This window comes from Actinomadura sp. 6N118 (assembly GCF_044326415.1).
Classification (GTDB): domain Bacteria; phylum Actinomycetota; class Actinomycetes; order Streptosporangiales; family Streptosporangiaceae; genus Spirillospora.
On record NZ_JBIRAZ010000004.1, the window covers coordinates 86,087 to 106,549 of the forward strand.

Genomic DNA, 20,463 nt, shown 5'->3' on the forward strand with positions numbered 1-20,463 from the left:
GAACCGGAGGTCGGCGCGGACGGCCTGGGCCTGGTGGATGAAGAAGAACCGGCCGCTTCGCCATCGGACACCCCACCGGTCAGCGAGCATGGGTGACGTCCGCACCCGGTGCTTGATGAGCCGCCCTTCAGGAGCCGATGGTTCTGCGGCCCCGGCCCGCGATCGCGGAGCGCCTGTCGAGCTGGGTCAGGCGGGTTCGGGCTGGCCGGGGCGGCAGCGGTGGCAGGGGCGGTAACCGGCGGCTCGGGCGGCTGGGAGGGTGCGGAACCCGTGCCGGTGCTCGGGGGTGATGCGGCGGGCGTCGGCGCAGGTGGGGTAGCACACGATGCCGGTGGTGTCGCTGCCGAGGTAGAACACGCCGGCGTCGGCGAGCGCCGCGACCTCGTCGAGGTTGACGTTCTCGGCGCGCAGGAGCCGTTCCTTCGCGCCGGCGCCGAACACGTATTCGCCGATGGCGCCGTCGGAGCGGGTGACGCGGTGGCAGGGGATCAGCAGCGGCACCGGGTTGCGGCCGAGGGCGGAGCCGACGGCGCGGACGGCCTTGGGCCGGCCGGCCTGCCGCGCCACCCAGGCGTAGGGGCGGGTCTGGCCGCGCGGGATCGCGGCGGCGGCGCGCAGCACGGCGGCTTCGAAGTCGCTGAGGCCGCGCAGGTCGAGCCGCAGCCCGCCGAGCTTTCCGGTGCGCAGCGCGGGCAGCAGCCCGGGGGGCGGCTTGGCGGCGGGCAGCAGCGGCCGGCCGAACCGGGTGCGGAACGCGGCGGTGAACTCCTCGTCGTCCAGTCCGGCGCGCAGGTAGGCGACGCCGTGGTCGGTGAAGGCGACCTGGACGCCGTCCAGTGGCGCGGGGACGTGGACGCGGCGGGCGACGATCCGGTCGAGCAGGGTGTCGGGCGCGTCGGCGGCCAGCCCGGCCAGGCCGGTGGTGAGCGGGTCAGAACGCATGGGGTGCCCCCTGGGTGGTGTGCAGCTTGCGGAGCCGGGCCAGTCCCCGGGAGATGTGTGATTTCACGGTGCCCTCGGGAACGGCGAGCACGACGGCGATCTCGGCGATCGGCAGGTCCGCGACGTGTCGGAGCACCACGGCGGCGCGTTGCGCCTCCGGCAGCTTCTCCAGGAGCCCGGCCAGTTCCCGGCCGGTCTCGTGCCGCGCGGCGGCCGCCTCGACGCCCTCGGCGGGGTCGGCGGGGTCGGGCGCGTTCTCCAGCGGGCCTGGCGGCGGCCGCCGGGCGGCGCCGCGGCGGCTGTTGCGCCACAGATTCATCAGGATCGTCAGCAGCCAGGCCCGCGGCCGCAGCTCGGCGATCCGGCCGGTGCCGTAGCCGGCCAGCGCGCGGTAGGCGCGCAGGAACGCCTCGGCCGCCAGGTCCTCGGCCTCGGCCCAGCGGCCGCACAGCCGCAGCGCGGTGGAGAACACCGCGCCGCGGTAGGCGTCGTACAGGACCGTGAAACCGTGGTCGAGGTCGCGGGCGAGCGCCGTCACGACCTGGGCGGCGACCTCGTCAGCCGCGCCGGGTGCCGTGCTGGTGTCAGGGGCGGAGACCTCTTCGTCCGTAACCGTCACATCCGTTCAACACCGGCCCGCCGCGCCCGGTTGCACCCGGGGTCAGCTGAGCCACCCGGGTCTGATCATGCCGCTTTCGTAGGCGAGGACGACGAGCTGGGCGCGGTCGCGGGCGCCGAGCTTGGACAGGATGCGGCTGACGTGGGTCTTGGCGGTGGCGGGGCTCAGCACCAGCCGCGCGGCGATCTCCTCGTTGGACAGGCCGGCGGCGACCAGCTCCAGCACCTCGCGTTCGCGGTCGGTGAGGGCGTTCAGCTCGACCGACGGCGGCGGCGCGGTGATGCGGGAGGCGAACTCGGCGATGAGCCGCCTGGTCACGGTGGGGGCGAGCAGCGCGTCGCCGCGCGCCACGACCCGCACACCGTGGATCAGCTCGGGCGGCTCGGTGTCCTTCACCAGGAACCCGCTGGCACCCGCCTTGATCGCCCCGTACACGTAGTCATCGAGGTCGAAGGTCGTGAGGATCACGACCTTGACGTCGGCCAGCCGCGGGTCGGTGACGATGCGGCGGGTGGCCTCCAGCCCGTCCAGCACCGGCATCCGGATGTCCATCAGCACCACGTCCGGCCGCAGCTCGTCGGCCAGCCGGACCGCCCGCTCGCCGTCACCGGCCTCGGCGACGATCTCGATGTCGTCCTCGCCTTCGAGGATCGACCGGAACCCCGCCCGCACCAGAGTCTGGTCGTCGGCCAGCAGCACCCGGATCACGTAGTCTCCTCCATCTGCCCCACCGGGCGGCGCAGCGGCAGCCGCGCCCGTACCCGGAATCCGCCCGCCGGGCCGGGCCCGGCGGTCACCTCACCGCCGACTGTGGCGGCGCGCTCCCTGATCCCGCGCAGCCCGTTGCCGCTCTCGAGCGCGGCCGGGTCCGCCGGACCGGTCCCATCGTCGTCGATCTGCACGACCACCGCATCCGCCGTGGCGTTGATCTCCACGGTGGCCTTGCTCGCGTGGGCGTGCCGGACCGCGTTGGTGAGCGCCTCCTGCACGATGCGGTACCCGGCCAGGTCCACCGGCGCGGGCAGCGGCCCGGCGGGCACCTGCCCGACCAGGGTGACCGGCAGCCCGGCCGCCGACGTCTGCGTCAGCAGTTCACCGACGCGCGCCAGCGACGGCGCGGGTGCGACCGGGCTGCCGTCGTCGTCGCCGTCGACCTGCCGCAGCACACCCAGCACCCCGCGCAGTTCCCGCAGCGTGTCCTTGCTCGCGAGCTTGATCGCCTCGAGCGCGGCGTAGGCCTTGGCGGGGTCGTCGCGGCGGTGCAGCGCCGCCCCGGCCTGCACGTTGATCAGCGAGATCTGGTGGGCGAGGACGTCGTGCAGCTCGCGGGCGATGCGCAGCCGTTCCTCGGTGGCGCGCCGCAGCGCCTCCTGCTCGCGGGACTGCTCGGCCTCCAGCGCGCGCCTCTCGGCGGCGGCGAGGGCGTCACGGCGGTTGCGCACGTACTGGCCGAGCGCGGTCACCAGCAGCAGCCAGAACGTGAGGCCGGCGACCGACTCCGCGCCCATGACCATGTCGGCGTCCTCGTTGCCGCTCGCGCCCCTGGAGAGGTTGACGACGACGAACCCGGCGTTGATCGCAGCTGCGGCGCTGAGCGGGACGTACAGGCGGCACTGCACCGCCGCGGTGTAGAGCGCGATGACGAACACGAACGCCAGCGGCCCGTCGGGGTAGCCCATCGGGTAGTAGGCGACCGACACCAGCAGCGTGACCACGAGGACGATGACGGGGTGGCGGCGCCGGAACGCCAGCGCGCCCGACCCCACCGCGATCATCGCGGCGCCGACCGGGAACAGCGCGTTGTCCTGCGTCTTGGTGTTGGCCGCCGCCGCGACCAGGTTGACGATCAAGGCGAGCACGGCCAGCGCGATGTCGGCGCGCGCGGGCGTCCACCAGCTCCGGGTCACGGCCACCAACCTATTGCACACCTGACTTTCGGCAGTATCAGCGCTGATCAACCGCTTGTAGCGTGGACGGCGTGAACGACTCGGGGCCCCGCCACACCAGGGTGAAGGACGCGCTGCTGTTCGCGGTGCTGGCGCTGCCGCTGGTCTACGGCGTGCTGCTGCCGCCGACCCAAGGGGGAGCGGGCTGGTGGGCGACGGCCGCCGGGGTGGCGGCGCTGGGCGGCGCGGTCGCGGCCAGCCGCACATGGCCGTTGCTGTCGCTGGTGATCGTGCTGGTGCTGGTGCCGGTGCAGGGCAACTTCGCGTTCGGCGTCCCGGTGATGGCCTATCTCACCGGCCGCCGCACCGCGCACGCCCGCCCGGTGCTGTGGACGTTCACCGCCGTGTTCGTCGCGGGCTCGGTGCTCAACATCGTCCGCGGCATCGACGTCACCAGCTGGTTCCCGCTGACCCTCTACCTGGTGCTGCTCGGCGTGCTGCCGTGGCTGGTCGGCCGCTACTGGCGGCAGTACCAGGAGCTGGTGGACGCCGGATGGGAACGCGCCGGGCAGCTGGAACGCGAGCAGCGCATCGTCGCCGAGCGAGAACGGCTGCGTGAACGCGCCCGCATCGCCCAGGACATGCACGACTCCCTCGGTCACGAGCTGGCCCTCATCGCCGTCCGCGCGGGCGCCCTGCAGGTCGCACCCGACCTGCCCGAACGGCACCGCGGCCAGGCCGCCGAGCTGCGCGCCAGCGCCGCCGACGCCACCGAGCACCTCCGGGAGATCATCGGAGTCCTGCGCGAGGAGACCGCTCACGACATCGCGGGCCGCAATTCGGTCGGCCGGCCCGGTGAGCAGGACGCGGCGGACGGGACCCCAGCGGGCAAGAACGCGGCTGAGGCGCCGGACGGGGCGCCCATCCGGCCCGCCCGCGAGAGCATCACCGATCTGGTGGAACGCGCCCGCACCTCAGGCATACCGGTCCACCTCACCGGCGACGCCGCGCCCCCCGCCGGCGCCGCGCCGATGGTCGCCCTCGCCGCGCACCGGGTGGTGCAGGAAGCCCTCACCAACGCCGCCAAACACGCTCCCGGCGCCGCCGTGACGGTCCGGCTGGCCCGCTCCGACGGCGCTAAGGACGCGCGCAAGGGGACCGGCGCGACCACCGTGACCGTCACCAACGCGCCGCCGCCCGCCGGGCCGCCGCTGCTGCCGTCGGGAGGCCGCGGCCTGACCGGGCTGGCCGAGCGGGTCCGCCTGGCCGGCGGCACCCTGCACACCGGCCCCACCGCCGACGGAGGGTTCCGGGTCGAGGCCGAGCTGCCCGACGTCCCGGCCGTGGCGCCGGTGCCGGACGCCGAGCACGAGACCGCCTGGCGGCTGGACCGCGGCCGGCGCCAGGTCCGCCGGGGCCTGATCACCGCCATCGCGGTCCCGGCGGGCCTCGTCACCGTCCTGTCGGCGATCATCCTGGGCTACTACGCCTACGCCACGCTCAACTCGGTGCTGCCACCAGCCGAGTACGAGGCGCTGCGGGTGGGGCAGCCGCGCGCACAGGTCGACAAGGTGCTGCCGGCGACCGAGCTCATCAACTCCGATGTGGGCCGCACCGAGTTCCCCAAGCCGCCGCCCGGCGCGCACTGCGAGTATTACCGCGCCGACGGCAACCTGCTGGGCATCGGCACCGTGTACCGGCTGTGCTTCGCCGGTGACCGCCTGGCCAGCAAGCACGCCGTGCGCGTGACCTCCGACCCCGCCCCCTCGCCGTCAGGCACACCCTGACCGGCGCTCCAGGACGGACGGGACTTCCATGATCCGAACGAGAGGACACAGGTGATCCGGGTACTGCTCGCCGACGACGAGGCGATGATCCGCGCCGGCGTACGGGCGATCCTGTCGGCCGACGCCGGCATCGAGGTCGTCGCCGAGGCCGCCGACGGACACCAGGCCGTGGAGCTGACGCTCGCGCACCGGCCCGACGTGGTGCTCCTGGACATCCGCATGCCGCGCATGGACGGGCTGGCCGCGGCCGTAGAGCTGCGCCGCGTCGCCCCCGCCGCGTCCGTGCTGATGCTGACGACGTTCGGGGAGGACGAGTACATCGCCCGCGCCCTGTCAGGCGGCGCCGCGGGGTTCCTGCTGAAGTCCGGTGACCCGCGCGAGCTGCTGGCGGGCGTTCACGCCGTCGCCGAGGGCGCCGCCTACCTGTCGCCCAAGGTCGCCCACCGGGTCATCGCCGAGCTGAGCGGCGGCGGCCGGCTGGCGCACGGCACCACCGCCCGCCGGCGCACCGGCGCCCTCACCCCGCGCGAACGCGAGGTGTTGGCGCTGGTCGGCGCAGGGTTGTCCAACGCTGAGATCGCCTCCCGCCTGCACGTCGTCGAGGGCACCGTGAAGGCCTACGTCAGCGCGATCCTCACGCGGCTGGAGGTCAGGAACCGCGTCCAAGCCGCGATCATCGCCTACGAGGCGGGGCTGGTCGACGACACCCTGCGGTGACACCGCGGCGCATCGCCGATCAGCCCGCCTCCGGGCCTCCGGCTCGAGACCGCCCGTTGCCGCCCGTCAGGCGTCGCGGCGGCGCAGCACCACCGTGCCCAGCGCCAGCGACCCCACCGCCCAGGCGGCCAAGATCAGCAGCCCGACACCCGGCGGGTACGGGCCGGCCTCACCGCTCATGAAATTCCGCCCGGCCGTGCTCGGCAGCGCATCCGACACGTGCCTCAACGCCTTGACGCTGCTGTTCTCCAGGAGCATGGGAACGGCCATCAGCAGCAGGAACGCCGTCGTCAGCGCCCCGGCGGTGCTGCGCAGCATGGTCCCGACACCCAGGATGAAGACGCAGGTCAGCGCCAGATACACGCCGACCGCGAGCACGTCGCCGGCCGCGTCACCGGCGGAGAACCGCCCCCACCGGCCCAGCAGCGGCTTGGCCACCGCGGTCCCCACCAGGCCCAAGGCCACTCCGGCGGGCAGCACCGCGGCCGCCACCACCGCTGCCTTGGCCGCCAGCATCCGGCCGCGCAACGGCACCCACTGCAGCGTGGTGCGGACACTGCCGGTCGCGTACTCCCCGGTGATCATCAGGATCGCCAGCGCGATCAGGACGAACTGCACCAGGTCGGTCGCGCCGACCGCGACCCCGCTGACCTCCACCACGCCCTGGTCGTCGGTGGTGATGGCGTTGGTGTTGTTGGACGCGGTCGAAGTCGCCAGGATCGCGCTCATCAACCCCATCAGCCCGAACGCCGCGAACAGCCCCCACCATGTGGAACGCAGCGACCACAACTTGGTCCACTCGGCCGCGACCGCTCCCGGCAGCCCACCGCCGCCAGCGCCAGCGCCGTCGGCCTTGCCGTGTGCGCTGTCGTTCCCGTCGCCGTTGTGATGGTCGCCTTGTGCTCGTAGTCCGGTCAGGTTCGCCACCGGTCACACCCCTGCCTTCTGCGGTGCGCCCGCGCCGTACTCCACGCTCGTCCCCGTCAGCTCCATGTAGGCCTCCTCGAGCGAGGCCTCTTGCGGGCTCAGCTCGTACACCGGCACCCCGATCTCATGGCAGATCATCCCGATCCGTTCGATCGGCGCGCCCGCCACCACCAGCTCGCCGACCAGCTCGCCGTCGCCCACGGACTCGCCGTCGCCCGACCGCGTGACCTGTAGCGGCGCCGGTTCGGCGGCCAGCCGCGCGGCGAGCTCGCCGGGCCGCGGCGTGCGGATCCGCACCGCGTTCCGCGAGCTGGCCGCGATCACCTCGGCGACCGGCGCGTCGGCCAGCAGCCGGCCCTTCCCGATCACCACCAGCCGGTCGGCGGTCAGCTGCATCTCGCTCATCAGGTGGCTGGAGACGAACACGGTGCGGCCCTCGGCGGCCAGCGACCGCATCAGCTGCCGCACCCACAGCACCCCGTCGGGGTCCAGCCCGTTCACCGGCTCGTCGAACATCAGCACCTGCGGGTCGCCCAGCAGCGCCCCGGCGATGCCCAGCCGCTGCCCCATGCCGAGGGAGAACGACCCGGCGCGCTTGCCCGCCACCGCCGTCAGGCCCACGGTCTCCAGCACCTCGTCGACGCGCCGCACCGGGATGCCGTTGCTGCGCGCCATCGCCTTCAGGTGCGCCCGCGCCGACCGGCCGGGATGCACCGCCTTGGCGTCCAGCAGCGCGCCGACCTCCGCCAGCGGCCGCGGCAGCGCCGCGTACGGGCGGCCGCCGATGAGCGCCTCGCCCGCGGTGGGCCGGTCCAGGCCCAGGATCATTCGCATGGTGGTGGATTTGCCTGTAACAGTATTACGACACTCTTTTGGGGAAGAATAGAGGTATGACCAGCGGAAACGGAGAAGCGGGAGGCGACGGGATGCAGACGCGCGAGGACATCCGAGCCGCAGAGGTCCGGCACGCGATGAGCACGGCCGGGACGATGGAGATCAACGGTGTCGCGGGACGTTGGAACGAGGCCGGGGACGAGTGGACGGCTGATGACCCACACGACACGGACACTCTGATCATGGTCAGGATCTCCGACGCTGACCCCGGTGACGTTCAGGGGGTGGCACGGCAGATTGCCCGCACGTGTGCGCACGCCGCCCAGACCGGGGCACGGGTCCGGATGATCCTGGTGGAGAACGACACCAGCGCGTTCAAGCGCCGCAAGATCGTGCTTCCCAACGGCGACAAGCAGTTGCGCACGGTGCGTCCCAAGTTCCGCCGCGCGTTGTCCCTGCTGGCCGGTGGGATAGTCCGCCGTCTGACCACCTACCACCTGGACCGGACCGTGAGGGACCCGCGTGACCTTGAGGACCTGATCGACGTGGTCGAGGAGTCCAGCCCCCGAGTCGTGTGTGATTCGGTGACGGGCAGTCTGCGTCTGGCCAATGACAGCGACGTCACCACCGCCCGAATCTTGGTCGCCGTGGCCAACCAGGCCAGCCGGGACACCGCCCGCCGGGTGCGGGAAAAGCGCCGTGAGCAGGCCGAAGAGGGCAGGTTCGGCGGAGGCCCGCGCCGTTACGGGTTTGAGCCGGACGGGTCGCTGCGCGAGTCGGAAGCGGGTGCCATCCGGCTTGGTACCGAGCTGACGGTGGCGCAGGCCAAGCCCATGCTTCGTGAGATCACCCGGGACGTCAACGCCCGGGGTTACCGGGACGCCAACGGCAGGCCGTTCCGCTCCGAGCAGTTCCGCGACCTGCTGTTGCGGCCATGCAACGCGGGGTTGTCGGTGCACCGCTCGGGCGTGCGCGGCCGGGTCTATTACACCCCTGATGACGTGGTGGGCTCCCTGCCGCATCGCATCGTCGAGCCGGATGAGTACTGGAGTGTGGTGCACAAGCTGACCGATCCCGACCGCACCACCAACGCGGGGACCACGCCCAAGTGGTTCGGCAGCGGCATCTACCAGTGCCCGTGTGGGGACACCATGCGTGTGCAACGCAGGGAGCACACCCGCACCGACCGCCGCACGGGCGAGCAACGACAGGTGGAACGGCACATCTATCGCTGCCAGAGCACGGATTCCGGACACGCGACGTGCCCCATGCAGGAGCTTGACGCCCTGGTGATCGGTACCGTGCTGGAGTTGCTGGCCAACAGCGACCCCGCCGACATCATCGGGCCGTCCTCAGCCACGGCCAGTGTCCCCGCCCTGCGTGCTGAGATCGCGCGGCACAAGGAGCGGTTGAACGAGATCGCCGCCGACCGCGACGAAGACCTGATCACCCGCTCGCAGATGCTCACCCAGACCGCCAAGCGCCGCGCCAAGCTGGAGCGAGCCCAGGCCGACCTAGAGGCCGCTTTGGCCAACCTCCACCCGGCCGCCCGCGTGATCGGCGCCGACGACATCCAGGCCGCATGGGATGAGCTGGAGTGGAGCCAGCAACGCGAGATCGTACGCCGGATGCTGCGCGTGAAGGTGCGGGCGATCGGACGCGGCACCCGCCTGCCAGTCCGCGACCGCGTCAGCATCACCCGCGCCCCACGCACCAGCCCCCCGCCCGCCACCCAAGCAGCCCACGCCGCCTAGGCCAGGACGCCCCGGCACGCCACAGGGCCGCCCCGCCCGGACCCGCATCCGGACGAGACGGCCCCTGCTGGTTTCAGCGACCGGGACGCTTGACCCGTTGGAACACCCCGGCCAGCCAGCCTCGCTCGTCATCGGTCAGCGGAGCCAGCCCCGCCGCCGTCTGCCGCACCCACTCACGATCCTCATCGGACAACACCACCGCCCGCTCACCCGCCGTGGCGTTCGGCTCGGTGCCGTCCCCGCTCTGTTCCACAAGCACCACACCCCAGGGCCCATGATCACCTGGACAGTCCTGCGCCGACTCCGTCCCACAAACCCCCACCCGCCGCCCTCAATATCGCGCCGCCATGCGGCACCCCCTTTCCCTCATGCGCCCCTGTCAGCGACACCCGCGCGCCGTCCCGCAGAACAGGCGTAAGCCCCGGATACCGCCTACCTCAGTTGCCGTAGCGGGAGATGTCGCACCGCCGGTTGCCGTCCAGCCAGGTGAACGGGGTGCCGCCTAGGTTGTGCACGGTGCGGTTGAGCAGGTTGGCCGCCCACGTCAGGGTTGGCCCGTCCGGGGTGTGTGGCGTGCGGTACATGTGCAGAGTTTGGACCACCAGCACGTTGCCGCGCTGGATGTAGTCGATCACCCGGTATGCCACTGTCCAGGTCCAGTTGCCGCGCGGGTAGGTGTCGTGTTCGATCGCCCGCAGGCTGGCCCAGTTCGGGCCCTTGCCACTGCCGGTGATCTGCCACCGCTGCGTGTGCTCGAAGCCGATCATCCCGTCTGGCCACTGTCTGCGTTTGCTCCACTTTCGGGCCGGACATGCCCGCGCGGCCTGCTCCAGCGTGGTGAACGCTTGCCGTGCCTGTCCCAGGCTGGGATAGGCCACCGCGTGCACCGCGTAGGCGTCCTGGCCGATCGCGCCGCGCCGCGCCTGCCGCCCGTACATCTCGATCACCTTGCCCGGGATCTTCACCCCACCCCAGCCACACACCGGCACACCCAGCACACGCACCAGGCCGAGCCGATGCCGTTCCAGCTTGCCCGGCCGGAACCGACCCGCCTGTTCGGGCCGCGTAAGTGCCCGCCGCACCTGCCCATGCGTCCGATACGGCATCACCACAGGCACCCGCTTGGGCAAGCCCCGCGATGCGCCAGGCGTCGCGCCCGTGCGGGTTGCCTGCTTCGATGTCCCCGCCGCAGGGCCGAAGATCAGCACCAGTTGCACCAGCACCACCCCGACCATGACGACCGTCGCCGCCGTCGTCCAGAACCGCTTGCCGCGCGCGAACACCCGCGCCGTGATCGCGTCCACGCGCCGCCAGAACCGCCGGTACCCGGCCATCACGCGCCGCGCCGTCGCTGTGATCGCTTTGCCTGCCTGCTCACGCATCGTGCCTTCCTTCCTGCCGCCCTCTGCCGTCTTGGTCCGTGCCTGGTCGTGTGCGTGCGCGCTGGTCTGCCGCCGGGGCACGGGGCACGATGGGACGGCCGCGTGTGAAGGCCATCAGCACCCACTCACAGACCACCCGGGTCATCAGGACCGCCGCGATCGCGGCCAGCACCACCACCGGCGCGAAGATCCACCACCCCGCGCCCAGCCAGGACGCCAGGCCCGCGATGAACGCCACCGCCGCCAGCCCCGCCAGCGCTGCGACCGCCGCGCCGACCACGTACAGGCAGCCGATCAACCGGGGGGTGACCATCTGCTCGAACCGCACATCGGCCAGCCCGCGCAGCACGCCCCGGCTGCGGTACGGGCCGCTCATCACAGCCCCCACCAGTCACACGCCGAGGCCAGCAGCCCGACCGGCGCCACCACCACCAGCCCGAACACCACCAGCGCCCGCCACAAACGGGGGTAGCGGTCGCGGAAGGGCACCCGCAGCCGCACCGTGAACCGGTTGCTTCTGCGGCTGCTGGTCAGGAACGGCAGGTACACCAGGTACCGCAGCAGCCACAGCCCGACCACGATTCCGATCACCTCGATCACGGCTGCTCACCCGCCCGCGCCCGCGTCGCCAGATCGGCCGCCGCCCGCACCGCTGCGTGATCACGCGCTAGCGTCGCCGCGAGATCGGCGTCCCCGGGGCGGGCCCAGCCGGTGCCCAGGTACCGCCAGTCCCGCACGATCACCGTGCCGCCGTCATCGGTCCTGGCCGCCGCCCACGGATCACCCGCCGCGCCGTCATCGGTGCGTGTCGTGCTCCGCCAGGCCCGCCGGACCGCGCGAAGCACGGTCAGGGTGATGGAGTAGCGGCGCGATTTGGTGGCGAAGTGGCCCGCGAACCCCAGCGTGTGTACGTGGTCGGCGAACCGGTACGCGGCGCATTCGGGCAGGCGTGATAGCCGGAAGCAGGCCGCGACCAGCAGCATCACGTGCGGGGAGGCCACCCGCCGACTGATCCGCGCCGCATCGGTGCGGCCGAACTTGCGGGGTGGCAGGCCGCCGAGTACATCCCCGGCGGTCTTGGTGGCGTACTTGGCCAGATACGCCGCCGCCCGCTCCGGATCGCTGACCGGCGCCACATCCAGTTGCGCACCCCACCGCGCCGTCCGCACCCGCGAGGCCACCTCGGGCAGCGGGACGGCTACCCGGCCAGCGGCGTACCGGATCGCCGCCTCCAGCACCGTCACATCCGCCCACGCCGGAGGCGCCACCACCCGGTCCGGGTCATCGGGGTGCACACCGTCCAGCCGGATCACCGCGTGCAGGTGCACCGCCGCGCGCTTCTGAAATTCGGCGACCTTGACATACGACACCCGGATCAGGTCCCGCACCGCCCGTACCGTGATCGGCGTCCCCGTCCGCTCCCCACCCAGCCGGGCCAGCGCCCGATACAGGTAGATCACGGTGCGGCGCCACAGTTCGGGGACCGCGCCGTGCCACAGCACGTGACCGGTGTAGTCGTAGCAGTCCCAGCACAGCGGCGACCCCACCACCGCATCCCCGGCGCTGTGCCGCTCGTCGCACCACGCCCGCATGGCATGCGCGCACACCAGCGGCCCGACCCGCTTGCGACACGGCCCCTCACCCGCCACCCGGTGCACCGCCCCGAAGCCGGGCGCCGTGAAGGTCGCCAGCACCACCGGATGCCCCGCCACCGTGACCGGCACCCCATCGAGCCCCGGACCGGCCGCCGTGACGCTGGGGGTCCGGCCACGCAGCCCGGCCGCGATCACATGCCAGGTATCGCGCCGGTAGGTCTCCGCACAGGACGCGCACACCGCCGCGCGGCGGTCCTTGCACGCCAGCAGCAACGCCCCATCCGGCTGACCCGCCGTGGAGTACTCCGCCAGCACCTCACCCGTGCCCGTGTCCACCGCCGCCGCACCACCGCGCACCCGAACCGGCCGCGCGCAATGCCCGGCATGCTCGACTTGACGCGACCACGCCCGCCAACCCTCAGGGTCAGCGACCCGTGCCAGCATCCCGGCCAGCACGCCGCCCCGTTCTGGGCCAGGGTTCACCCGTGCGGGGTCCGCCGCCGGCCGAACTTCGCCCCTTCGGGGTGGCCTGCGGCCATTCCGCCGGCCGCTCATGCCTGCCCGCCCGTGCCGCACTCGGACGCCGGGTCGTCACCCGCGTTTCCCGGGTGCTGCGTGTGGCGGCCGTAGGGGCTGTGGCCGTAGCAGTACCGCCACAGACACCACACCAGCGCGTACCAATCGGGAGAGTCGTCCTCGATCAACGGGAAGTCGTAGGCCGTCAGTACGTCTGCCACTTGACGTACCAGGTCCATCGAGAACGCCGCCGGTTGTCCCGGCCCGGGATGGTTCACCGGATACACCCGGCCCGCCACCTTGGCCGCGCACGGACACACCTGCTCTACCAGCGCTTGAGAAAACGCCATCGCGTGCTCCCTTCGAAAGGGGGTTGGGCTCCGCGCGGCGGGCACGCTGCCGCCGACCCCGCCACGCGGAGCCCGAGAAACAGACAGAGAGAAGAAGGGGAAGAAGAGGGGCGCCGGGTTACACCCAGGCGTCACCCGCGACCAGCCGCCGTAGCGCCGCGCCTTGGGCCACGATCGACCGGATCTCGTCATCGTTGAGGTAGTAGGACTTCACCCGACGCGGCCACGACCCCTCAGCGTGCAGCCACCCCACGCCGCGTGTGCGGCGGTCGATATCGGCCGCTGAATAGCCCGCGCTGGCCATCCCGGAACCGAGGATGGTGTCGGAGGCTTGCGGGGTGTTGCACCGCATCGCCCACCGCAGCGCCACCAGATCCCGCAACGCCGTAGGGACCACATCGCCGCTGGGTTTCTGCGTCGCCAGCGCGGCGAAGATCCGCGCCGCCCGGCCCCGCGCGATCACATCGATCGCCAGCCCGTTGAAGTGCCGCCGCGCCGCCAGATCCAGATGCGCGGTGAAGAACCGCAACTCATCCACCGCCACCACGATCATCGGCGCGTCCTGGGCCAGCAGCATCCGGCGTCCGGCCGATTCCAGCAGCTCATACCGCCGGTCCATTTCCTTGATCAGGTCCTCTAGCTGCGCGATCGCGGCGTCCATGTCGGCGTAGGTGATGCGGGTCATCACCGGCCGCCACAGCGCCAGCTCGACCCGTTTGGCGTCCCACCCCCAGATCTGTGTGTAGGGGTCCAGCGCCGCAGCGGCCAGGATCAGCGACAACGCCGCCGACTTGCCCGCCTCCGGCTCACCACCCAGCACGATGTTCTTGCCCTCGAACCGCACCGCCACCGGATCACCCATGTCGTCCACACCCAGCGGCACCGCAGCACCGAACGAGCGTTGACCGCCGCCCGCCCACGGCCACCGGATCGGCACCGACACCTCCGGATCGGCGGGGTTGGCGAACGGGTCACGCCGCACGATGTCCACATGCGCCAGATCCGCGCGATCCATGTCGCGTGACACCCGGACCTCACGCACCCGCAGCACCGCCGCGACCCGTTCCGCTTCGGCCTCCAGCTCCTCCACCGTCGAGCCGCGCGGCACCCGCACCAGCAGCCGATCACCGCCCGGCACCCGCCGAGCCTTGCGGATGCGCGGTATCCGGTCATTGACCGTGGTCAGCATCGCGAACCGGCACGCCCGATCCCACTTGCGCCGCAGCCGACCCCGCCGCCAGACCCGCGCCGCCGCCCGACGTGTCCAGGGCACCAGCCCTGCGATCACAGCCGGACCCAGCGGTGCCGCCACCGCACCGGGCCAGCCGCGCGAGAGCCATCCGGCCGCAGCCAGAAGTGCGAGCACCAGGGCCGCGCCGATCTCACGGCGCCACAGCCACGACGGCCGCACCACCCACAACATCAGCGCGGACCCGACCGTCAGCCGGGCGCGCACCGGCAGTTCCGGGCGTTGCAGCACCGGAGGCAGCCCGACCCGCCCCGGCGCCTCCACCCCGCTGTAGCGGCGGTCCGGCCCGCTCACCACACGCCCCCACGACCACCGCCACGCCGCGCCCCCGGCCACCCCTCACCCTGGCCAGCCTCACCAGGCGGGATGGGAGCCACCCGCCTGTCTTCCGGCGCCACGCTCAGGTCAGGCGGGTCGTTCACCGTCTGGTCCTCGTTGCGTTCCCGGCTGAAATCGCGGCTGTATTCGCTGTGCCGGTCGCCGCCCGACTCCCCGCTCTGCCCGGGCGGGTAGGGATCAGGCAGCGTGCGTTCGCCGTTCAGTTCCCGCGCGTCGCCGCGCCGCTCGTGCACCCAGGCGGCATATGCCTGCCAGCACAGCCCGTGCAGCTCCTGCCACACGTTCTCGGGTACCAGGCTGATGACCATGTCGAACACCGCGATCCCGCCCAGGCACCGGCCTTCCGGTAGATGCGTCCAGGCGTTCCGGCCGCCCGAGCGCACATGCAGCCAGCCATGCGGCGCCGCCTGGTCCGGCCCCAGCCGCACCCCAGCACCCTCCAGCGCGCCGCACCCCAGCGCCGCCGACAGCACCCGCCGCCGCTGCCGCTCGGAGATGTGCACGTGCCGCAGCCACGTCGGGCCCGCCGGTTCAGCCAGCGAGTAATGCACCCGCACCGGCCCCGTCATGCCGACCGTCACCACCGACGCCGACACCCCACCGTCCCAGCCGTCATCGCTCGCGCCGACCGCCACCATCGTGTCCGCCGCCAGCCCGGCCCGGCCCGACAGCCGCCCCACCACACGCCCGATCACTTCTGCGCCGCCTTCCCCGACGCAGCCACCGCCGTGCCCGCCGCGCTGTCGGGCAGGTTCGCCGCCGCGTTCGGGGGCGCGGTGATCTCCAGCCGATCGGCCGTCCACCACATCACCACATCGCCCTTGCGCTCGATCGAGTTGAGCACCAGGCCCACCGGCCGCACGAACGCGCCCTGTCCCAGGCCCGGGTCACCCTCGACCCCGACCTTGATCGGTGCCGACCCCTGCCCGTCCATCGCCAGCAACCGCACCTGAAACAGCGGCCTGCCGTCATCAGACGTCCGGAGCTCACCGGTCTCGAACTTGCGGCGCTGTTCCGGCAGGTCCGCCACCAAGAACGTGAGCCGCTCCATCTGCACACGGAATTCCACGTGCACACCTCCACACCTCGGATGGTGCCAAGCTAGGCACCTTTGCACCTAGGTTGTCCCGAAGTGCGGGCATTCGTAAACCCACTCGGCACCACTTGCGTGCCAAGCTAGGCACGCTAAGGTAGGGCCGGAACGGTAAAGACGCTGGATATCGACTAGGCACCTACAAGGCGGTGGCCGCATTGGGCCAAGACGACGCGTTTAGCCCCAGCCCCACCACGGGCTCACGCGACACCACCACCGGCAGCGCCCCCGCGCTGTACGCCGTCATCCGAGACGAGATCATCGGAGACATCCTCAGCGGCACCTACCCGCTGGGCTCCCTGCTCCCCTCCAACGCCCAGATCTGTGAGCGCTGGCAGGTCTCCCACCGCACCAGCCGCCGCGTCCTTTCCGAGCTCGCCGAACTCGGGTGGGCACGCTCAGCCGGAACACGCGGCTACATCGCCGCCCAAGGCACCACCGACGCCTACAACCGGTACGGCCCCACCGAACCCGACCACAGCGACGCAACCATGCCCGACCCCCGCAGCTTCACCCCGTCCGGACCCGCCCCGTCCGGACACACCCAGCCCGGCTACACCGGACCCACCCCGCCACCACCCGCCTACTACACCGGCCAGCCCACACCCGGCCAAATGGAACCCGGCGGACCAGCACCGGGACAGCCACCACCGGGCCACCCCGGCCCCGGCCAGGCCACCGGATACCCGCCCGCCGCCGCACCGGGCGCGGCCCCCTACAGCCCGCCCCGGCCCGTGCACACCATCCCGCTGGGGGGCGGCATCCCCGCCGAACTCACCGCCGTGCACCACGTGCAAGTCAGCATCGAGCCCACGCCGCCCGAAGTCGCCCACGCCCTGCAGATCACCGGCACGCCCGGCCCCATCCACGTCCGGCGCCGTGTCATCACCGACACCACCGGACAGATCCCGCTGGAGTTGCGCACCAGCTACACACCCGCCATCGACCCGGCCAGCGCGCTCGCCCGGCCCGACGTCATCACCGAACCCTGGCCCCAGGCGCTAGCCACGCACACCGGCCGCGCGCCCGCCACCGCCACCAGCCACATCCACGCCCGCCACCCCCAGCCCTTCGAGGCAGGCGCCCTCCACCTGGCCGCAGACGCCATCGTGCTCGTACGCGACACCACCACCCGCGCCGCCACCGGCACACCCATCGACTACACCGTCAGCGTGTGGCCCGCCGAATCCACCCGCGTCCAGGCCGACGACCACGCCACCCACTGAACCCCGCCAGGCGCCAGGACAGCGGTACGTCATCCACTTCACGTACCGCGCCGGTCGGGCAACCGGTCAACGTACAGGCCCGGCCCAAAGGGCCCGTCTGGTGGCGGTCAGCGCCGGGGCAGCGGCTTCTAGCACTCCACACACTTGCCTGGAATTGCCGCAACGGCGCCGGCCGGACTCGCCTGAACGGCTGCCCCTACGGGGTGGCCTACGGCCATACCGGACGGCCCCGACCCTGCCACCGAACCGGGAAGCCGCGGCCCCTTCACCCCTCAGGCTCACTCGCATGGCCAGCCGCAGTGCAGCACACCCACCCCCACCGCATACACAGCGGATCATCGTCACCCAGCATCGCGCTAGAAGGGGCGTTTGCCGGGATCGGCCGCCAGATAGGTCACCAAAGCCACGAACACACCTGCCAGCACCTCAGCAGGACGCACATCCGTCCCGGCCGGAGCGCGAGCGTCACCGGCCACCTTCACCGTCAGCACCTTGATCAGCCACTGCCGTAGCCGCCGATCGATGCACCCCTCGCGGGCGTACTGCTTGGCCACCGCCGCAGGCGACAGCCCCGACACCCGCGCCACCTCAGCCACAACCCCGGCCGCCATCCCACCCATCAGCCGCCGCACCGGGGCGGCCCCGAAAGTGTCCTCAAGTTCCGCGAACGCCTCGAAGGCTGGACGCATCGCCTCTGCCTCCTCCTCGCGCATGGCCCGTATGAGGTCGCGCAACGCCGTTTCGACCGCCAACACCATCTCCACCGACCGCACCGGATCACTCACCAGCGCTCTCCATCCCGCCTTGCGGTCCGGCCTGCGATCCGCCTGCGGAGGCGGGGAGCCGGTAGAGGTAGCTGGACCGTGCTGGGTTGGTATCAAACCCCGTGGTTGTTCTGGCATGCCTGGGGTTGAGGTATGCCGTTCCCCTGCTGTCGAGTCGCTCAACGGTTCCGTCTTTGACCATGCACCTGAGAGCGATTCTGGTTTGGTCGATCCCGTAGCCGACCCCGCGTGCGATATCCCATACGCGGGCCGGTTGGGTTTGCTCAGCGAGAAAGTCTGTGATCGCCGCTTTGATGGTCGCGCTGGCTTGTTTCACGAGTCACATCCGGTGTTGCCTGAGAAGGAAACCCCGGTCACCGTGCTTTCCCTGCCATCCAGAGCGCGGTGACCGGGGCGTGCTGTCGGGGGTTAGGCCCGGCGCCTGAATTTGCTCGCGGCCTGCGCCAGCGTCACAGCTGGCCAGCCGGAGAAAACCAGGGACTGCACAACGAGAAGGATGATCAGACCTAGCGGTCTGATCACCGCCAGATCCGCCGCCGCCTGTGCCTCGCTACTTGTGGAGTTGCCTGCCGCTACACGCTGCAGAAGCCTCCAGGCATGCCACGAGTAGAAGGAGGCACCGCTAAACCACACAAGCCACATGACGTCGGTAAGGGAGAGTCCGTCCAACGGCCTATGTCCTTTCGTTTCTCTTGGGAACTCGCTGACAGAAAGCACAGAGCCCCCCTGATTAACTGAGCAGCACAAGAGGGCTCCGCACGTTTTGGACTCCACAGTCATGTATCCCTAGACATTCCCCCTCCCTTCAAGAGCCTGATCCCCCCGGTCAGGGGTGTCTTAGTCGGGAGAAGCCTTGCCGCGAGGTTCAATTCCCCACTCAGCGATTTTGTGGTCCAATTCCAGGACGCGCTTCTCCAGATGATGCAGGTACTTGAATCCGATCTGCACGGACCCGCGTTTAGCTTGGAACTCGTTCCCAATACGCTTGAACTCCCATTGCGGGTACCTACGCCTCATCCGCCGCAGGTGCCAAGCGAGGACCGGTTCAATGACAAGGGGACTCACCTATCCAGAGCCCCCGCTCACGCCCGTCTCATTCACGCGCCGCCGCCTTCCCGCGCGCGCTGACGCGCCGCCGCCCGCTCGATGATCGACCCATACGCCGCGACCGCTTCCTTGGCCGTGACGCCCGGCACTCCCGTGATCGCCTCCACCACCTCTTGCGGCGGCCCCCAGCCATCACCCGACGTCGGTGGCATCTCGCCCGGCAGCCGCACCACCGGCAGCAGCGCCAGCAGCCGGTTGTAGGCCCACACCGCCTCACCGATGTCCCGGTTCCGGTCGTCACGGGGCGCGCCATCGGCGGCCTGCTCACCCATCCCGGCCACCGCCCTGGGCATCCTGTGCGCTCTCGGCGACGCCTTCAGGCAGCAGGCCCAGCAGCCCCAGCCGCTCGCGCACATGCGCCAACGTCCCCGATCCCACATTGCGGAAATCGGTCAGCTCACCCGACACCGCGAGCTTGGCCACCTCACCCACCGTGCACCAGGCCGACAGGCTCACCGCCCCCCGGCACACCCTTCCGGCCACCCGCGAGTCCAGCACCCACAGCAGGCACCGCACCGGACAGCCCGCCGTGATCGCGTGCGGCCCCTCGTGACTGATCCGCTCGCCCCGCGCCTCCAGCCTGCGCGCCGCCTCAGCACTGATCGCCACTTGCAAGCCATCCGACAGCCCCTGCGCCCGCATCGCCCCCTCAAAGGCACCGAACACAAGCACACGCGCCGTCTCCAGCGGTATCCACCGCACCGCACTTCCTCCGCCGCGCTCCGACTCCTCATCCCACGCGGCCGGAGCCCTTTTGATCAGTCCCTCCCGAGCGGCCTGCCGTGCGTCCGGATCGCCATCCATGCCCCGCACCAACAGCGCCCACAGCTCTCGGTCAATCGCGACGTCCCCGCCGCCAACCCACTCGCCGTGGCTTGACATGCTCATCACCGCACCTCACGATTCGCCGCATGTGTCCCATGGGCACGACGGCCCCACCGAACCCGCCGCCCCACACCGGGCGCTTCCTCCGGCCCCGGCGTGACCACCAACCGCGCCGCCGTCTCCGTCTGAGTCCCGTTCGTCTGCGCGGAGTTGTCGCCCGCGATGGTCACCAGACGCCGCGCGCCGAGTTCATCCAGCCGACGCCCCAGCGCCGCCGCCGTCTTCGCCTCGATCAGCCGCTCATGGTTCGGCGCAAACGCCCACCACGAACCCGTGACCCGACCCAGCCACGCACACACATCGGGGTAGCGCCGCTCCAGTTCCCACGCCAGCCTCCCCGGATCTACCGGGACAGACCCACGTGACGATGCCGACGCATCGGATACCTTGCCCATAGCCGGACCTCCCTTGTCCGGTCAGGCCCCGGGGTCCCGGTGTTTCCACCACCGGGCCGGGGCCGCCTGCTTCCT

General features: G+C 71.5%; 22 protein-coding genes and 1 pseudogene. 4 read left to right on the forward strand and 19 right to left on the reverse strand.

The annotated features are described in order from the left end of the window. Positions 1-186: 186 nt before the first annotated feature. Genes ACH34W_RS11120 through ACH34W_RS11135 form a run of 4 tightly spaced genes read right to left on the reverse strand, consistent with a single transcriptional unit; the run spans position 187 to position 3,468 of the window. Positions 187-942 carry a methylated-DNA--[protein]-cysteine S-methyltransferase gene (locus ACH34W_RS11120; protein WP_395960710.1) on the reverse strand — a complete coding sequence of 252 codons (756 nt, stop codon included), beginning with the start codon at positions 940-942 and terminating at the stop codon, positions 187-189. Continuing rightward, positions 932-1,561, reverse strand: a complete 630-nt coding sequence (locus ACH34W_RS11125) for an RNA polymerase sigma factor (RefSeq protein ID WP_395960711.1) — start codon at positions 1,559-1,561, stop codon at positions 932-934. Before ACH34W_RS11125 ends, ACH34W_RS11120 begins: the two co-directional genes overlap by 11 nt. A gap of 42 nt (positions 1,562-1,603) precedes the next feature. Further along, positions 1,604-2,269 (reverse strand): response regulator, encoded by a 666-nt coding sequence (locus ACH34W_RS11130; protein WP_395960712.1) that lies wholly within the window; start codon positions 2,267-2,269, stop codon positions 1,604-1,606. Further along, a complete protein-coding gene (locus ACH34W_RS11135; protein ID WP_395960713.1) occupies positions 2,266-3,468 on the reverse strand; it encodes a sensor histidine kinase in 1,203 nt (400 codons plus the stop codon). Before ACH34W_RS11135 ends, ACH34W_RS11130 begins: the two co-directional genes overlap by 4 nt. Positions 3,469-3,539: 71 nt before the next feature. Here ACH34W_RS11135 and ACH34W_RS11140 point away from each other — a divergent pair, with 71 nt between their 5' ends. Continuing rightward, a complete protein-coding gene (locus ACH34W_RS11140) occupies positions 3,540-5,234 on the forward strand; it encodes a sensor histidine kinase (protein WP_395960714.1) in 1,695 nt (564 codons plus the stop codon). A gap of 51 nt (positions 5,235-5,285) precedes the next feature. Next, positions 5,286-5,951, forward strand: a complete 666-nt coding sequence (locus ACH34W_RS11145; protein ID WP_395960715.1) for a response regulator — start codon at positions 5,286-5,288, stop codon at positions 5,949-5,951. A gap of 66 nt (positions 5,952-6,017) precedes the next feature. Here the strand turns inward: ACH34W_RS11145 and ACH34W_RS11150 are convergent, their stop codons facing one another. Together ACH34W_RS11150 and ACH34W_RS11155 are read right to left on the reverse strand one after the other, a co-directional pair. Continuing rightward, positions 6,018-6,878, reverse strand: a complete 861-nt coding sequence (locus ACH34W_RS11150; protein WP_395960716.1) for an ABC transporter permease subunit — start codon at positions 6,876-6,878, stop codon at positions 6,018-6,020. Between the two features lie 3 nt (positions 6,879-6,881). Continuing rightward, positions 6,882-7,727 (reverse strand): annotated as a pseudogene (locus tag ACH34W_RS11155) (ATP-binding cassette domain-containing protein); the annotation flags it as partial. 41 nt (positions 7,728-7,768) lie between these two features. Between ACH34W_RS11155 and ACH34W_RS11160 the strand changes: the two are divergent. Then, positions 7,769-9,466, forward strand: coding sequence for a recombinase family protein (locus ACH34W_RS11160; protein ID WP_395960717.1), 1,698 nt, complete (start codon positions 7,769-7,771; stop codon positions 9,464-9,466). A 73-nt stretch (positions 9,467-9,539) separates the two neighbouring features. Here ACH34W_RS11160 and ACH34W_RS11165 read toward each other — a convergent pair whose 3' ends face one another. The 9 genes from ACH34W_RS11165 to ACH34W_RS11205 all read right to left on the reverse strand — a co-directional run bounded on the left by ACH34W_RS11165 (position 9,540) and on the right by ACH34W_RS11205 (position 15,966). Then, positions 9,540-9,719, reverse strand: a complete 180-nt coding sequence (locus ACH34W_RS11165; protein WP_395960718.1) for a hypothetical protein — start codon at positions 9,717-9,719, stop codon at positions 9,540-9,542. 184 nt (positions 9,720-9,903) lie between these two features. Beyond that, entirely contained in the window at positions 9,904-10,848 is a 945-nt protein-coding gene (locus ACH34W_RS11170; RefSeq protein WP_395960719.1) for a hypothetical protein, read from the reverse strand. Further along, positions 10,841-11,224, reverse strand: coding sequence for a DUF4282 domain-containing protein (locus ACH34W_RS11175; RefSeq protein ID WP_395960720.1), 384 nt, complete (start codon positions 11,222-11,224; stop codon positions 10,841-10,843). The genes ACH34W_RS11170 and ACH34W_RS11175 overlap by 8 nt, the downstream gene beginning before the upstream one ends. Further along, positions 11,224-11,448 (reverse strand): hypothetical protein, encoded by a 225-nt coding sequence (locus ACH34W_RS11180; protein ID WP_395960721.1) that lies wholly within the window; start codon positions 11,446-11,448, stop codon positions 11,224-11,226. Before ACH34W_RS11180 ends, ACH34W_RS11175 begins: the two co-directional genes overlap by 1 nt. Then, on the reverse strand, positions 11,445-12,926 hold the full coding sequence (locus tag ACH34W_RS11185) for a replication initiator (protein ID WP_395960722.1): 1,482 nt from the start codon (positions 12,924-12,926) through the stop codon (positions 11,445-11,447). The genes ACH34W_RS11180 and ACH34W_RS11185 overlap by 4 nt, the downstream gene beginning before the upstream one ends. Positions 12,927-12,994: 68 nt before the next feature. After that, positions 12,995-13,309: a hypothetical protein gene (locus ACH34W_RS11190; RefSeq protein ID WP_395960723.1), complete on the reverse strand. Its 315-nt coding sequence runs from the start codon at positions 13,307-13,309 to the stop codon at positions 12,995-12,997. Between the two features lie 118 nt (positions 13,310-13,427). Next, a complete protein-coding gene (locus ACH34W_RS11195) occupies positions 13,428-14,852 on the reverse strand; it encodes an FtsK/SpoIIIE domain-containing protein (RefSeq protein WP_395960724.1) in 1,425 nt (474 codons plus the stop codon). After that, the gene (locus ACH34W_RS11200) at positions 14,849-15,592 is read right to left on the reverse strand and encodes a hypothetical protein (protein WP_395960725.1); all 744 of its coding nucleotides are present in this window, start codon (positions 15,590-15,592) and stop codon (positions 14,849-14,851) included. Before ACH34W_RS11200 ends, ACH34W_RS11195 begins: the two co-directional genes overlap by 4 nt. Continuing rightward, on the reverse strand, positions 15,589-15,966 hold the full coding sequence (locus ACH34W_RS11205; RefSeq protein WP_395960726.1) for a hypothetical protein: 378 nt from the start codon (positions 15,964-15,966) through the stop codon (positions 15,589-15,591). Before ACH34W_RS11205 ends, ACH34W_RS11200 begins: the two co-directional genes overlap by 4 nt. A 173-nt stretch (positions 15,967-16,139) precedes the next feature. Here ACH34W_RS11205 and ACH34W_RS11210 point away from each other — a divergent pair, with 173 nt between their 5' ends. Then, on the forward strand, positions 16,140-17,216 hold the full coding sequence (locus ACH34W_RS11210; RefSeq protein ID WP_395960727.1) for a UTRA domain-containing protein: 1,077 nt from the start codon (positions 16,140-16,142) through the stop codon (positions 17,214-17,216). 356 nt (positions 17,217-17,572) lie between these two features. Here ACH34W_RS11210 and ACH34W_RS11215 read toward each other — a convergent pair whose 3' ends face one another. The 4 genes from ACH34W_RS11215 to ACH34W_RS11230 all read right to left on the reverse strand — a co-directional run bounded on the left by ACH34W_RS11215 (position 17,573) and on the right by ACH34W_RS11230 (position 20,388). After that, a complete protein-coding gene (locus ACH34W_RS11215) occupies positions 17,573-18,001 on the reverse strand; it encodes a hypothetical protein (protein ID WP_395960728.1) in 429 nt (142 codons plus the stop codon). Between the two features lie 1,097 nt (positions 18,002-19,098). Next, complete coding sequence (locus ACH34W_RS11220) at positions 19,099-19,380, reverse strand: hypothetical protein (protein ID WP_395960729.1); 282 nt, start codon at positions 19,378-19,380, stop codon at positions 19,099-19,101. Continuing rightward, positions 19,373-19,996 carry a hypothetical protein gene (locus tag ACH34W_RS11225; protein ID WP_395960730.1) on the reverse strand — a complete coding sequence of 208 codons (624 nt, stop codon included), beginning with the start codon at positions 19,994-19,996 and terminating at the stop codon, positions 19,373-19,375. The genes ACH34W_RS11220 and ACH34W_RS11225 overlap by 8 nt, the downstream gene beginning before the upstream one ends. Continuing rightward, a complete protein-coding gene (locus ACH34W_RS11230) occupies positions 19,996-20,388 on the reverse strand; it encodes a hypothetical protein (protein WP_395960731.1) in 393 nt (130 codons plus the stop codon). The genes ACH34W_RS11225 and ACH34W_RS11230 overlap by 1 nt, the downstream gene beginning before the upstream one ends. Positions 20,389-20,463: the final 75 nt, after the last annotated feature.

Bases quoted from the DNA above. Each gene is read 5' to 3' on its own strand.
- ACH34W_RS11190 (WP_395960723.1), bottom strand. From the start codon at position 13,309: ATGGCGTTTTCTCAAGCGCTGGTAGAGCAGGTGTGTCCGTGCGCGGCC.
- ACH34W_RS11225 (WP_395960730.1), bottom strand. From the start codon at position 19,996: ATGAGCATGTCAAGCCACGGCGAGTGGGTTGGCGGCGGGGACGTCGCG.
- ACH34W_RS11220 (WP_395960729.1), bottom strand. From the start codon at position 19,380: ATGGGTGAGCAGGCCGCCGATGGCGCGCCCCGTGACGACCGGAACCGG.
- ACH34W_RS11175 (WP_395960720.1), bottom strand. From the start codon at position 11,224: ATGAGCGGCCCGTACCGCAGCCGGGGCGTGCTGCGCGGGCTGGCCGAT.
- ACH34W_RS11170 (WP_395960719.1), bottom strand. From the start codon at position 10,848: ATGCGTGAGCAGGCAGGCAAAGCGATCACAGCGACGGCGCGGCGCGTG.
- ACH34W_RS11120 (WP_395960710.1), bottom strand. From the start codon at position 942: ATGCGTTCTGACCCGCTCACCACCGGCCTGGCCGGGCTGGCCGCCGAC.
- ACH34W_RS11160 (WP_395960717.1), top strand. From the start codon at position 7,769: ATGACCAGCGGAAACGGAGAAGCGGGAGGCGACGGGATGCAGACGCGC.
- ACH34W_RS11230 (WP_395960731.1), bottom strand. From the start codon at position 20,388: ATGGGCAAGGTATCCGATGCGTCGGCATCGTCACGTGGGTCTGTCCCG.